Annotated in this window: 12 protein-coding genes; 7 read left to right on the plus strand and 5 right to left on the minus strand. The window is 68.2% G+C overall.

Annotation, left to right across the window (positions count from 1 at the left end; translation table 11 throughout):
* Position 1: 1 nt before the first annotated feature.
* The gene (locus QE416_RS08295) at positions 2-1189 is read right to left on the minus strand and encodes a class I SAM-dependent methyltransferase (RefSeq protein WP_307315167.1); all 1188 of its coding nucleotides are present in this window, start codon (positions 1187-1189) and stop codon (positions 2-4) included.
* 132 nt (positions 1190-1321) lie between these two features.
* On the opposite strand from QE416_RS08295, the gene groES reads away from it, so the two are divergent.
* The 3 genes from groES to QE416_RS08310 all read left to right on the plus strand — a co-directional run bounded on the left by groES (position 1322) and on the right by QE416_RS08310 (position 4213).
* On the plus strand, positions 1322-1618 hold the full coding sequence (gene groES / locus QE416_RS08300; RefSeq protein WP_039394204.1) for a co-chaperone GroES: 297 nt from the start codon (positions 1322-1324) through the stop codon (positions 1616-1618).
* A gap of 137 nt (positions 1619-1755) precedes the next feature.
* Entirely contained in the window at positions 1756-2697 is a 942-nt protein-coding gene (gene rarD, locus QE416_RS08305; RefSeq protein WP_307315180.1) for an EamA family transporter RarD, read from the plus strand.
* Positions 2698-2863: 166 nt separating this feature from the next.
* Positions 2864-4213, plus strand: a complete 1350-nt coding sequence (locus QE416_RS08310) for an ABC transporter substrate-binding protein (RefSeq protein WP_210072281.1) — start codon at positions 2864-2866, stop codon at positions 4211-4213.
* Between the two features lie 515 nt (positions 4214-4728).
* Here QE416_RS08310 and QE416_RS08315 read toward each other — a convergent pair.
* The 4 genes from QE416_RS08315 to QE416_RS08330 are packed head-to-tail and all read right to left on the minus strand — an operon-like array spanning position 4729 to position 8716.
* Positions 4729-5451 (minus strand): ABC transporter ATP-binding protein, encoded by a 723-nt coding sequence (locus QE416_RS08315; RefSeq protein WP_056226465.1) that lies wholly within the window; start codon positions 5449-5451, stop codon positions 4729-4731.
* Positions 5448-6422 carry an ABC transporter ATP-binding protein gene (locus QE416_RS08320; RefSeq protein ID WP_307317893.1) on the minus strand — a complete coding sequence of 325 codons (975 nt, stop codon included), beginning with the start codon at positions 6420-6422 and terminating at the stop codon, positions 5448-5450. Before QE416_RS08320 ends, QE416_RS08315 begins: the two co-directional genes overlap by 4 nt.
* A 13-nt stretch (positions 6423-6435) precedes the next feature.
* Positions 6436-7419, minus strand: a complete 984-nt coding sequence (locus QE416_RS08325; RefSeq protein WP_307315189.1) for a branched-chain amino acid ABC transporter permease — start codon at positions 7417-7419, stop codon at positions 6436-6438.
* 7 nt (positions 7420-7426) lie between these two features.
* Positions 7427-8716, minus strand: coding sequence for a branched-chain amino acid ABC transporter permease (locus tag QE416_RS08330; protein ID WP_210072279.1), 1290 nt, complete (start codon positions 8714-8716; stop codon positions 7427-7429).
* A 346-nt stretch (positions 8717-9062) separates the two neighbouring features.
* On the opposite strand from QE416_RS08330, the gene guaB reads away from it, so the two are divergent.
* The 4 genes from guaB (at position 9063) to QE416_RS08350 (ending at position 13334) form a co-directional block, all read left to right on the plus strand.
* Positions 9063-10565, plus strand: coding sequence for an IMP dehydrogenase (guaB, locus tag QE416_RS08335; RefSeq protein ID WP_307315192.1), 1503 nt, complete (start codon positions 9063-9065; stop codon positions 10563-10565).
* A gap of 99 nt (positions 10566-10664) precedes the next feature.
* Positions 10665-11321: a TMEM175 family protein gene (locus QE416_RS08340; protein WP_307315193.1), complete on the plus strand. Its 657-nt coding sequence runs from the start codon at positions 10665-10667 to the stop codon at positions 11319-11321.
* 15 nt (positions 11322-11336) lie between these two features.
* Positions 11337-12452 (plus strand): GuaB3 family IMP dehydrogenase-related protein, encoded by a 1116-nt coding sequence (locus QE416_RS08345; protein ID WP_210072698.1) that lies wholly within the window; start codon positions 11337-11339, stop codon positions 12450-12452.
* A 12-nt stretch (positions 12453-12464) separates the two neighbouring features.
* A complete protein-coding gene (locus QE416_RS08350) occupies positions 12465-13334 on the plus strand; it encodes an SURF1 family protein (protein ID WP_307315195.1) in 870 nt (289 codons plus the stop codon).
* The last annotated feature ends 8 nt before the right edge of the window (positions 13335-13342 follow it).

Genomic DNA, 13342 nt, shown 5'->3' on the forward strand with positions numbered 1-13342 from the left:
GTCAGACGCGGTCGGCCAGCAGCGCGAGACGCTTCGACCCCACGCGCGTGAGGATGAGCGTGGCTGAGGAATCCCCGCGCAGAGCGAGCTTCTTCCGCAGCACCGCCGGGTCGACGTCGACGCCGCGCTTCTTGATCTCCAGCGTGCCGATGCCCCGCGCGCGCAACGCCTGCGCGAGTTTCTTCGGGTCGGCGGGCAGCTGCTCGCGCACCCGGAACGACGACACGAACGGGCTCGTCAACGCCGCATCCGAGGTGAGGTAGGCGATGCCGGGAGCGAGCATGCCGGCATCCAGGGCTCGACCGACCTCGCCGATGAGACGCGCGCGGATGACGGCCCCGTCGGGTTCGTGCACGAACTCGCCGAGCTCGCGCTCCTCGACGTCGGGGCTGTCGCCCGGGGCGGTGAGCTCCCACGCGTCGTCGGCGCGCACGACGAGTGCCGCGCGGCGAACGCCCTCGCGGGCGAGAGCGCCGGCCCAGAGCACGAGCTCGATCGTCGAACCGTCGGCGCTGATCCACTGCGCCTCGAACTCGTCGGGGATCTGCGAGCGGTCGAAGCCCGGCCCGAGCTTCACGCCGCCCGGCGTCTTCCTCAACTGTTCGAAGACCCACTCGAGCGAGGGCGACCACTCGGCCGACGACACCTGTCGCGTCTCGGCATGACCGGCGGTGCGTCGCGCGGGGTCGAGCCACACGGCATCCGTCGCGCCCAGGTCCACGTCTTCGGCGCGCGCGTGCCGCACCGTCGCCGCGTCGCCGAAGGGGGCGAGGTTGTAGGCGGCGATGGCGGCGGTCACCTCGTCGGCGTCGACGGCGTGGACCCGGATGCCGAGGCCCGCCATCCCGAGGGCGTCACCGCCGATCCCGCACCCGAGGTCCGCCACGCTGTCGATCCCCGCGGCGCGGAAGCGGCCGGCGTGACGGGCGGCGATCGAGAGGCGGGTGGCCTGCTCGAGGCCTGCGCGCGTGAAGAGCATGCGGTCGGCGAAGGGTCCGAACTTCGCCGTCGCGCGCGCCCGCAGGCGTGCTTGGCCGACGACGGCCGACACGAGATCGGGGGAGTGGCCGGCGGCCCGCAGGCGCGACACCGACCGGGCGACCTCATCGACCGAATCGAGGGTGCCCACCTCGTCGAGGAGGCGCAGGCCCTCGGGCGTGAGCAGGGCGGTCAGCTCGCTGGTATCCACTGATTCAGCCTAGGCGGGGGTTCTTGCTGGCACTCGCGTTGCGTGAGTGCCAGCGCTTCTCTACACTCGAATTAGCACTCTCCCCGCGTGAGTGCTGACAAGTCTTCTGTAACGAGAAAGAAGAGGTAGACCGTGTCGGTTTCCATCAAGCCGCTCGAGGACCGCATCGTCATCAAGCAGGTCGAGGCTGAGCAGACCACTGCGAGTGGTCTCGTCATCCCCGACACCGCCAAGGAGAAGCCGCAGGAGGGCGAAGTCGTCGCCGTCGGCCCCGGCCGCATCGACGACAACGGCAACCGTGTCCCCCTCGACGTCGCCGTCGGCGACCGCGTGCTCTACAGCAAGTACGGCGGCACCGAGGTCAAGTTCGGCGCCGACGAGTACCTCGTGCTCTCGGCTCGCGACGTCCTGGCGGTCGTCGTCCGCTGATCGAGTGAGATCGTTCGAAGGCCCCGGATGCCACGGCATCCGGGGCCTTCTTCGTGCCCGCCGACGGAGTCCGATGTGGCAGGAAAGACGCGACGGTCGGCGCTCCGAGTCGTCGAGGGGACCCCTAGGCTGAAGCGGTGACCCCAGCTCCTCCCGCTCCGACCGGCGGGAGCACCCGCGGGGCGCTGTACGCGCTCGGCGCGTACCTGCTCTGGGGCGTCCTCCCCCTCTACTTCCTGCAGCTCAAGCCCACCGGCCCGTTCGAGGTGGTCGCCTTGCGGATCATCCTCGCGTTCGTGTTCTGCCTGCTGCTGTTGACGGTGCTGCGCACGTGGCGGCCGTTCCTCGCGATCGTGCGGCAGCCGCGGCTCATGGGGCTCACCGCGTTGGCGGGCGTGCTCATCTACATCAACTGGCAGACCTACCTCTACGGCGCTTTGACGAACCACGTCATCGAGACGAGCCTCGGCTACTTCATCAACCCCATCGTGACGGTGCTGCTCGGGGTGATCGTGCTCCGTGAGCGGCTGCGCGTCGTGCCGTGGATCGCCATCGGCCTGGCGGTCGTCGCGGTCGCGGTCATCGTCATCGGCTATGGGGCTTTCCCCTGGATCGCCCTGACCCTCGCCTTCTCGTTCGGCTTCTACGGTCTGGTGAAGAAGCAGATCGGACCGGCGGTGGATGCCGTGAGCGGGCTGACCCTCGAGTCGCTGTGGCTGCTCCCGGTCGCGGCGATCCAGCTGGTGTTCGTCGCGAACCTCACCGGCATCACCCTGGGCACGGCGGGAGCACTGCACACCGTTCTGCTCCTGCTCGCGGGAGCCGTCACCGCCGTCCCCCTCCTGCTGTTCGCCTCGGGGGCACGGCGCGTACCGCTCACCGTCATCGGCCTGCTGCAGTTCGTCGCGCCCATCATCCAGTTCGGGATCGGCGTATGGGTGCTGCACGAACCCATGACCCTCGAACGGTGGATCGGGTTCGCACTCGTGTGGGCGGCGCTCGTGATCCTCAGCGTCGACTCCGTCGTCGCCTCGCGGCGTCATCGCCGGGCTGCGGTGGACGTGTCCGAGCCCGTTTGACCTGTTTCTTTCGTTTCGCGGCTCGGAATTGCCGCGCAAAAGTAACGATTAGGTCGCGTAATCGACCGTTAACACATTGCAACATCGCGGCTACAAGTGCGCCATTAGGTTTGTCACAATCCGAGCGGGTTATCCGCGCGGTTCCAACTCACCAAGGAGCACCCATATGAGTGTCCTCTCCCGTTCGCGTGCGGCGAAGGTCATCGGCGGTTTCGCCGTGGTCGGCGTCACCGCGCTCGTCCTCGCCGGTTGTACCGGTACCAGCACTCCGTCCGACTCCGGCAACGCCGCCGGTGGAGGCGACTTCCCGATCGACTGCAACGCCGCCGAACCCGCCTCGTACACGCCCGAGTACTCGTCGACTTCGACCGGCCCCGCCAAAGACCTCACGTACAACATCGGCACGGCGCTGCCCGTCACCGGTAACCTCGCCTTCCTCGGCCCGCCCGAGATCGCCGGCACCGAGCTCGCGGCCGCCGATGTCAACGCCGCAGCCAAGGGCGTGAACATCAACCTTCTCCAGGGCGACTCGGGTGACACCGACAACAAGGCCTACGAGACCGAGATCCCGCGCCTGCTGGGTGCGGGTGCGACGGCGATCGTCGGTGCCGCATCGTCGGGAACCTCGCTGCAGTTCATCGACCAGGTCATCGCGGCGAACGCCGTGCAGATCTCGCCTGCCAACACCTCGGCTGCCTTCACCGGGTACAACGACAAGGGCCTGTACTGGCGGACTGCTCCCTCGGACGTGCTCCAGGGCGAGGTCCTCGGCAACCTGATCGCCTCCGAGGGCAACGAGACCCTCGGCATGATCGTGCTGAACGACTCGTACGGCACCGGTCTCGCGTGCTTCACCAAAAAGGCGTTCGAGGGTGCCGGCGGATCCGTCGTGGCCACCAGCCTCTACAACACCGGTGACACGAACTTCTCGGCGCAGATCGAGGACGTCCTGGCCCAGAAGCCCGATGCGATCGCCCTGATCACGTTCGACGAGGTCTCGACGATCATCCCCGACCTGACCGCCAGCTTCGCGAAGGACAAGCTGTTCTTCGTCGACGGCAACCTGAAGAACTTCGGTACGCAGTTCCCGAACGGCACCCTCACCGGCGCCAAGGGGACCTATCCGAGCGTCGATCCCGACTCGACGGCGACTTTCCGCAGCACGCTGGAGTCGTTCTGGACCGGTAAGGGCAACCCCAAGCTCGATGACTTCACCTATGCCCCCGAGTCGTACGACTCGGTCATCCTCCTCGCCCTCGCGGCGCTGAAGGCGGGCTCGGCGGCCGGTCCCGACGTGGCTGCCAACATGCAGGCGGTCTCGGGCGGTACGGGCGGTGGCACGAAGTGCACCACCTACGCCGCGTGCGCCGACATCATCATCGGCGGCGGCGAGGCCGACTACGACGGCGTCTCGGGCCCGATCACGTTCAACGACGTGGGCGACCCGACGCAGGCCACGATCGGTGTCTTCGAGTACGGCGACGACAACAACTACAGCTGGCTCCGCGCCGGTTGATCGGTTCCCCGTGAAGGGCCCCGGGACTTCGGTCCCGGGGCCCTTTCCCGTACGGGGGGGGGAGACCGTTCCGCGGCGCGGCCACGGCATCCGCGCACCTTCAGCTCCCTGCGGGCGGCGCGCACCTCGAACGATTGGCCGCGAAGGTTCCGGGTGGGGTGCGTTCGTCCGCATTCGAAAAGGCCCGGACGGTGAGGCGTCCACAGGCTCTGACCGCGGCCTCGTGGCAGGCGCACGTCAGCACGAGGCGGCGTCGGAGGGGCCCAGCTAGTCGGCGCGGACCGTAGAGCGAATGAGAAGCCTCGGGTCCGTGGCATCCGTTCTCCCGCCTCGCCCGGGCGGGACATCGCCTCCGCTGCAACGAGCGTCCCGACGACGGCGCACACTGGCCTCCGAGAAGGGCACGTCGTCACCTTCGAAGCGGTTAGGGCGGGGAAGCCGGGCGGGCGCACCTCGGCGGCAAAGCGGAAGGCCCGAGCCCCTGGGGGACTCGGGCCTTCCGGCGGGGGCTCGGCTCAGGTGCCGAGCGTGCCCAGGTACAGACCGATCACAGCCGGGTCGTCCATGAGCTCGCGACCGGTTCCCGTGTAGGCGTCGCGACCCTGGTCGAGCACGTAGCCGCGGTCGCAGATCTGCAGGCAGCGGCGGGCGTTCTGCTCCACCATGATGCAGGTCACCCCGGCCTTGTTGATCTCGGATACGCGGATGAACGCCTCGTCCTGACGAACCGGAGACAGGCCGGCCGACGGCTCGTCGAGCAGCAGTACCTTCGGGTCCATCATGAGCGCGCGTCCCATGGCGACCATCTGGCGCTCACCGCCCGACAGCGAGCCGGCGCGCTGCTTCAGGCGCTTGGCGAGGTCGGGGAAGATGCTCGTGACGAAGTCGACGCGCTCGTTGAACCCCTTCGGTCGCTGATACAGGCCCATCTGAAGGTTCTCCGCGATCGTCAGGCTGGGGAACACGTTGTTCGTCTGCGGGACGAACCCGACGCCCTTGGCGACGAGCTTGTTAGCCCGCAGGCCCGTGATCTCTTCGCCCTGCAGCAGAACGGACCCCGAGCGTACCTTCACCTGGCCGAAGATCGCCTTGAGCATCGTCGACTTTCCGGCGCCGTTGGGGCCGATGATGCCGATGAGCTCGCCGGGAGCAGCGGTCAGGTTGGCGCCGTTGAGGATGTTCACGCCCGGAAGGTACCCGGCGTGCACGTCGCGGAGCTCGACAACGTTGGCGGTCATCGACCGTCCTCCTTCTCGTGCGACGACTCGTTGTCGATCGCGGCGTCGACCTGCTGCGCGGTTTCGAGCAGCCCGGCGGCGGCGGCCGAGTCGACCGTGCCCTCGTGGCGGCCGGTGACAACACCCAGGTCGACGTCCTGGTGGGCGCCGAGGTACGCGTCGATCACGGCCTGGTCCTTCATGACGGTGTCGGGCGGCCCCTCGGCGACGATCTTGCCCTCGGCCATCACGACGACCCAGTCGGCGATGTGGCGGACCATGTGCATGTCGTGCTCGACGAACAGCACGGTCATACCGAGGTCCTTGAGGTCGAGGATGTGGTCGAGCAACGACTGCGTCAGCGCGGGGTTGACCCCGGCCATCGGCTCGTCGAGCATGACCAGCGTCGGATCGCTCATGAGCGCTCGCGCCATCTCGAGGAGCTTGCGCTGGCCGCCCGAGAGCGATGCGGCGAAATCCGTCTCCTTGGAGTCGAGCTTGAACCGCTTCAGCAGATCGCGCGCCTTCTCGTCGTTGGCGGTCTCCTGCTTGCGCCAGACGAAGGGGAGGATGCTCGAGAGCAGGCTCTCGCCCTTCTGCTTCGTGGCACCCAGCTTCATGTTCTCGAGCACGGTCAGAAGGCCCAGCGCCTTGGTGAGCTGGAACGTCCGGACCTGGCCCATCCGGGCCGCCTTGAACGCGGGGATGCCGGCGAGGTTCCGACCGTCGAACGACCACTGGCCGCTGTTGGGCTTGTCGAAGCCCGTGAGCAGGTTGAACAGCGTCGTCTTGCCCGCACCGTTGGGCCCGATCAGCGCCGTGATGGCGTTGCGCGGGATCTCGAGGTGCTTCACATCGACGGCGGTGTTGCCGCCGAAGTCGCGACGGACGTTGTCGGCGACGATGATCGGATCGACTTTGGCTACGCCGGGGGCGATCTCGCCCTTGTGCAGTCCGGTCGCCTTCACCCTCTGCGCGGGAGCGCTGGGCACGACCGGCGTGGACTCATCGGACAAAGGTCATCTCCTTCTTGCTGCCCAGGATGCCCTGGGGGCGGAAGATCACGAGCAGCATGAGCGCGACGCCGACGATGACGAAGACGAGCATCTGGGACTGGTCGGCGGTGAGGAACGGCAGCAGCCCGATCGAGGACAGCGCCGGCAGCAGGTTCGACAGGAACGCGCGCACGACCCAGAACAGCACGGCGCCGAGCACCGGGCCGAAGATCGTCGCCGCCCCGCCGAGGAGCAACGCCGTGTAGACGAAGAACGTCTGCGAGGTGACGTACACGTTCGGGTTCACGTTCGTGTCCATCGCGGTGATGATGCCGCCCGCCGCGATGATCACGCCGCCGATGACGAGCGCCTGCATCTTGAAGGCGAAGACGTTCTTGCCGAGCGCGCGCACGGCGTCCTCGTCTTCCCGGATGCCGCGGATGACGCGGCCCCAGGGGCTGCGCATGAGCATCCAGACGAGGAGGACGGCGACCGCGACCGCCACGAGTCCGATGAGGATGACGTACCAGCGGTTGGCGTTATAAGTCCACGGGCCGAAGCCATAATCGCCCGCGGGGAGCGGGTTGTTCTCGCCGCGCCAGCCCGACTGGAAGTTGAACAGACCGTCGGCCGAGCCCGTGACGCCACGGAAGGTCGAGGTGAGGAACACCAGTCGGAGGATCTCGGCGGCCGCGATCGTGACGATGGCGAGGTAGTCGCCTCGCAGTCGAAGCGTCGGGATGCCCATGATGAGCGCGAACACGACGGCCGCTGCGAAACCGATCACAGCGGCGAGCGGCCACGCAAGGCCGAACGTCAGGATCGAGATCGCGAAGCCGTAGGCGCCGATGGCCATGAAGCCGGCGACGCCCATGTTGAGAAGGCCGGCGAAGCCGAAGTGCATCGACAGGCCGATGGCCGCAAGGGCGTAACCGAACGTGGCAGGCGCGAGGATCTGCGAGGCCGTGTTCGAGAGGATCTGCAGGAAGTCCATGGTTTACCTACCCGATTCGCTCTCGGCGACCGAGGATGCCCTGCGGTCGGAAGAGGAGGATGACGATGAGCACGACGAGGGCGCCCACATACTTCATGTCGGAGGGGATCCACAGGGTGGACACCTCGACGAGGAGGCCGACCACGATGGAGCCGATGAGAGCTCCGAACGCGGTACCGAGTCCGCCGAGCACGACGGCGGCGAACATGAGCAGCAGGATGCCGGAACCCATGTCCCAGCGGATGCCGGGGCGGAAGTAGGCCCACAGGACACCCGCGAGGCCGGCCAGCGCCGACGACAGGATCCAGACCATGCGCACGACGTTGTCGACGTCGATGCCGCTGGCGGCGGCGAGCGAGGGGTTGTCCGACACGGCGCGGGTGGCCCGGCCGAGTCGCGTGCGGGTCAGGAACCAGGCGAAGGCCGCGATGACGACGATCGAGATGCCCATGCTCGTGAGGTCGGTGACGCTGATGCGGATCGACCCGAGACCCGGGATGATGTCGCTCGAGGCCCCCGGGAGCTGCTGCGTCCCACCACCGATGAAGATCTGGAAGACGTAGCGCAGCGCCAGTGACAGACCGATCGAGACGATCATGAGCTGGACGATGCCGAGGCCCTTCCTTCGAAGGGGCCTCCAGATCCCGGCATCCATCGCGAGGCCGAAGACCCCCGAGAGGACAACCGCGAGGGGGATCGCGATCCAGATCGACCATCCGGTGCCCGCGCTCAGGAACAACGCGGCGATGGCGCCGAAGGTCACCATCTCGCCGTGGGCGAAGTTCGACAGGCCCGTCGTGCCGAACACGAGCGAGAGTCCGATCGCGGCGAGGGCGAGCATGAGGCCGAAGTTCAGGCCGTTCACGGTGCGCGAGAGCAGCTGGTCCATGAAACCGACCGTCTGGCGTTCCGCGGCGCCGAGGGTGAAGTTGCTCGAGACGGTGCTGGAGCTACCGAACTGCACCTGCCGCTCGAACTCCTGGCCGTCCGGAACAGTCACGCCCGAGGGGAGGGAGTTGCGATCCAGGTCCACTGTCCAGGACCCCTCTTTGGTGGGGACCTTGATCGTCGCGCGACCGCGCTCGTCTGTCGTGGCCTCGCCCGTGAAGGAACCGTCGGTGGCGGTGACCTTCGCCTGAGCGACGGGCTCTCCCTCGGAGCGTACGTTCACCGTGATGGAATAGGGAAGATCCTCGTCGTTGACGGCTGCCGTCGATGCGGGGGCGAACCCGAGCACCAGAGCGGCAGCGAAGAGTCCTGACAGCAGCGTCAGGATCGAGCGTCGACGGCGAGGCATCCGTGGAGATGCTTGCCGAGTGGTCACGAAACCTCCTGGTCGTTCGACGACGTGGACCGTCGCCGCCCGGACACCGTAGTCCGGGATTATTGCCGCGTTGTTTCCATCGCAGCAGTCGATGCGAGAACGATACCCGGACGCGATGTATTCGCTGTGCGTTGCGCATTCGGGGCGTCTTCACCCCTGCGCAACGGGGGTAGTGGCGGGCGTGTGATGTGGGGTATATCGCGCGAGCGGGGAAGAAAAGAGGTCCCTACGGCGCTTACACTTTCAGGCGGAGCGCGCCGCACGCGCCCCGGCCGACGACGTCCCTTTTCGAGCAGGCGCCGCGCGCGCAGGAGGATTCATGGAGCAGCACGACCCGTTCGGTTTCATCGGACTGACTTACGACGACGTGTTGCTGCTTCCCGGCCACACAGACGTCATCCCGAGCGAGGCCGACACGTCGTCGCGTCTGAGCCGCCGAATCACGGTGGCCACGCCCCTGCTCTCGAGCGCGATGGACACCGTCACCGAGGCGCGCATGGCGATCGCCATCGCGCGTCAGGGCGGTATCGGCATCGTCCACCGCAATCTCTCGATCGAGGACCAGGCCGGCATCGTCGACCAGGTCAAGCGCAGCGAGTCGGGCATGGTCTCGAACCCGATCACCACGAATCCGGATGCCACGGTGGCCGAGGTCGACGCGATGTGCGCGCAGTACCGCATCTCGGGTCTGCCGGTGGTCGATCTCGACGGCGTTCTGGTCGGCATCATCACGAACCGCGACATGCGCTTCGTCTCGGGCTTCGAGCGCCAGACGACCAAGGTCAAGGACGTCATGACGAAGGACGGCCTGATCACCGGGCACGTCGGCATCCACGCCAACGACGTCATCGCGACGTTCGCGAAGCACCGCGTCGAGAAGCTCCCCCTTGTCGACGACGACGGCAAGCTCGCCGGCCTCATCACGATCAAGGACTTCGACAAGAGCGAGAAGTACCCCCTCGCCACCAAGGACGACCAGGGGCGACTGCGCGTGGGAGCTGCCATCGGTTTCTTCGGTGACGCGTGGCAGCGCGCCGAGGCCCTGCGCGACGCGGGCGTCGACGTCCTCGTCGTCGACACGGCGAACGGGCAGTCGGCCGGGGTCATCGACATCGTGAGCCGTCTCAAGGCCGACTCCTCGTTCGATCACATCGACGTCATCGGTGGCAACGTCGCGACCCGCGAGGGCGCCCAGGCGCTCATCGACGCGGGAGTGGATGCCGTCAAGGTCGGCGTCGGTCCGGGCTCGATCTGCACCACGCGCGTGGTCGCGGGCGTCGGCGTGCCGCAGGTCACCGCGATCTACGAGGCCGCGAAGGCGGCGATCCCCGCGGGCGTGCCCGTGATCGCCGACGGCGGCCTGCAGTACTCGGGCGACATCGCCAAGGCCCTCGTGGCGGGCGCCGACACCGTCATGCTCGGCTCGCTCCTCGCCGGTACCGACGAGTCGCCGGGCGAGATCGTGTTTCAGGGCGGCAAGCAGTTCAAGCAGTACCGCGGGATGGGCTCGCTCGGCGCTCTGCAGACGCGCGGCAAGAAGACCTCGTACTCGAAGGACCGCTACTTCCAGGCCGATGTGCCCAGCGACGACAAGCTCATCCCCGAGGGCATCGAGGGTCAGGTCCCGTACCGCGGGCCGGTCGCCGCGGTGGCGTACCAGCTCATCGGGGGCCTTCGCCAGTCGATGTTCTACGTCGGTGCACGCACCGTCGAGGAGCTCAAGTCCAAGGGCAGGTTCGTCCGCATCACGTCGGCGGGTCTGAAGGAATCGCACCCGCACGACGTCCAGATCGTGGTCGAGGCGCCGAACTACAAGAAGTAAGTGTCGCAGCGAAGGGCCGGGTGCACGAGTGCCCGGCCCTTCTGCGACCCGGGAGGGCGTCACGAGGTGGGCCCGATCGCCCGCCGTTACGCTGACGGCATGATCGGACGCAGAAGTCACCCGCGAGCTTCGGTCTCGGCGCGCCGGACGGAGGCCTTCACCGACGGCGTGTTCGCGATCGCCGCGACCCTGCTCGTTCTCGGGCTCACCGACCACCCCGTGGGGGCGCTGGATTCCGACGCCGCGCTCGGTACCGCGCTGGCCGAGCTCGCCCCGACGCTCGCGACGTTCGTCATCGCGTTCCTGGTGCTCTGCCGCTTGTGGATGACGCACGTCGAACAGTTCGAGCACATCGTGCGGGTGGACACCCTGGGCATGTGGTTGAACACGTTGCGGTTGTTGTTCGTCGTGCTGGTGCCGTTCGCGGCATCCGTCAACTACGGCGGCGAGAACCTGAGACTCGGACAACTCGTGCTGCCCGGGGTGTTCTTGGTGTCGTTGTTCTTTAGCTGGCTGCAATGGCTGTGGGCGGCGCGGTCGGGCGCCGTGGCCGACCTCTCCGCTGTCGAGACGCGCGCCGCCGGGCGGGCCGGTCTCACCGCCGTCGTCGTCGGTGCGGGTGTCGTCGCGCTCAGCCCGTGGCTGGGCTCTTGGGCGTTCCTGCTGTACATCGTCGACGGTCCGCTGTCACGCGCGCTGGGTGGCCGACATTCGTCGGTGGACGATCCCGACGGGGATGTCGGAGGGCGCGGGTAGGCTGAGGGGGTGACCATGGAGATCGATCTCGGCCGCGCCAAGCGCGCCCGCCGCGCGTACACCTTCGACGACATCGCCGTCGTGCCGTCGCGGCGCACGCGCAACCCCGAAGACGTCTCGACCGCGTGGACCATCGACGCGTTCCCCTTCGAGATCCCCGTGCTCGGTGCCCCCATGGATTCCGTGGTCAGCCCCCGCACGGCGATCGAGCTGGGCCGCCTCGGCGGACTCGGCGTGCTCGATCTCGAGGGGCTGTGGACGCGCTACGACGACCCCGAGCCCTTGCTGGCCGAGATCGCCACGCTCGCGGATGCCGATGCCACGCGTCGCATGCAAGAGCTCTACGCCGAGCCCATCAAGCCCGAGCTCGTGCGCGATCGCCTCGCCGAGGTGCGGGCCGCGGGCGTCACGGTCGCGGGCGCCCTCACGCCGCAGCGCACGCAGGACCTGTACGAGACCGTGGTCGCCGCGGGCGTCGACCTGTTCGTGATCCGAGGCACCACGGTGTCGGCGGAGCACGTGTCGAAGGTCGCCGAGCCGCTCAACCTCAAGAAGTTCATCTACGACCTCGATGTCCCCGTGATCGTGGGCGGGGCGGCCACCTACACGGCCGCTCTGCACCTCATGCGCACCGGTGCCGCGGGCGTGCTCGTCGGGTTCGGCGGGGGAGCGGCTTCGACCACGCGCGCCACCCTCGGACTGCACGCCCCGATGGCCACCGCGGTGGCCGACGTCGCCGGCGCTCGCCGCGACTACCTCGACGAGTCGGGCGGACGCTACGTGCACGTGATCGCCGACGGCGGGGTGGGCACCTCGGGTGACATCGTCAAGGCGCTCGCCATGGGCGCCGACGCGGTCATGCTCGGAGTCGCGCTCGCCCGCGCGACCGATGCCCCCGGCCGCGGCTTCCACTGGGGTCCCGAAGCGCACCACCCCAAGCTTCCCCGCGGTCGTCGTGTCGAGGTCGACCGCGTCGGTCCGCTCGAGCAGGTCCTCTACGGCCCCGCTCCGGTCGCCGACGGCACGGCCAACCTCATCGGCGCCCTCAAGAAGTCGATGGCGACCACCGGGTACTCCGACCTCAAGGAATTCCAGCGCGTCGAGGTCGTCGTCGCCCCTTACGGGCACTGATCCCGGAGCCCCATGACCTCCACCCCCACGACCGAGCCGGCTCCGCCGCAGATCTTTCCGCCGACGCTGCGGGAGGTCATGCTGCGGCCGCGCTGGATCGCGCTGCTGGCGTTCTCGCTCATCGTGGCGGGCGCGCTGGCGTGGCTGGGGCAGTGGCAGTTGGGGCGCGCGGTCGACACCGCACCCCCCGAGCCGGGTCAGACCGAGATCGTGCGACCGCTCGCCGACGTCGTCCAGCCGGGCGACTACCTGGCCGAGCCCCTCGTGGGACAGCGGGTCGAGACGAGCGGCACCTGGGTGGCATCCGACTTCATCGTCGTCTCGTCGCGGTACAACGACGACGTCCAGGGCTACTGGGTGACCGGGCAGTTGCGCGTCGCCGGCGCGGCTCAGCCGACGTCGATCGCCGTCGCCACCGGGTGGACGAGCAGCCGCGATCAGGCCGATGCGGCCGCCGATGAGCTGCGCGCCGAGGCCGAGGCCGATCCCACCGCGGTGGTGGAGGTCACCGGCCGTCTCATCTCCGACGAGGGGGCGTCCATTCCTCCCGCCGACGCCGATCCTCTGACGCTCGTGAAGATGTCGCCGGCCATGCTTCTGGGCCGCTGGCACGACACGCAGGGTCTCGATGTCTACCGGCAGTACATCGCGTCGCAGACGGCGGTCGGCCCGCTCGACGCGATCGCATCGCCCGCGCCCGATGAGCGCTCGCGCGTCAACTGGCTCAACATCTTCTACGCGGCCGAGTGGGCCATCTTCGCCGGCTTCGCGCTGTACCTCTGGTATCGCCTCGCGCGCGACGCCTGGGAGAAAGAAGTGGAAGATCTCGAGGACGAACAGTCCGAGGCCCTCGCGGCGGGCGCCGCGGAATCCCGCGACTAGACTGGCCT

Origin of the sequence: Microbacterium sp. SORGH_AS_0421 (assembly GCF_030818635.1) — a bacterium.
Classification (GTDB): Bacteria; Actinomycetota; Actinomycetes; order Actinomycetales; family Microbacteriaceae; genus Microbacterium.

Coding starts and splice junctions, on each gene's coding strand:
- QE416_RS08310 (WP_210072281.1), top strand. CDS start 2,864: ATGAGTGTCCTCTCCCGTTCGCGTGCGGCGAAGGTCATCGGCGGTTTC.
- QE416_RS08315 (WP_056226465.1), bottom strand. CDS start 5,451: ATGACCGCCAACGTTGTCGAGCTCCGCGACGTGCACGCCGGGTACCTT.
- QE416_RS08325 (WP_307315189.1), bottom strand. CDS start 7,419: ATGGACTTCCTGCAGATCCTCTCGAACACGGCCTCGCAGATCCTCGCG.
- QE416_RS08330 (WP_210072279.1), bottom strand. CDS start 8,716: ATGCCTCGCCGTCGACGCTCGATCCTGACGCTGCTGTCAGGACTCTTC.
- guaB (WP_307315192.1), top strand. CDS start 9,063: ATGGAGCAGCACGACCCGTTCGGTTTCATCGGACTGACTTACGACGAC.
- QE416_RS08340 (WP_307315193.1), top strand. CDS start 10,665: ATGATCGGACGCAGAAGTCACCCGCGAGCTTCGGTCTCGGCGCGCCGG.
- QE416_RS08345 (WP_210072698.1), top strand. CDS start 11,337: ATGGAGATCGATCTCGGCCGCGCCAAGCGCGCCCGCCGCGCGTACACC.
- QE416_RS08350 (WP_307315195.1), top strand. CDS start 12,465: ATGACCTCCACCCCCACGACCGAGCCGGCTCCGCCGCAGATCTTTCCG.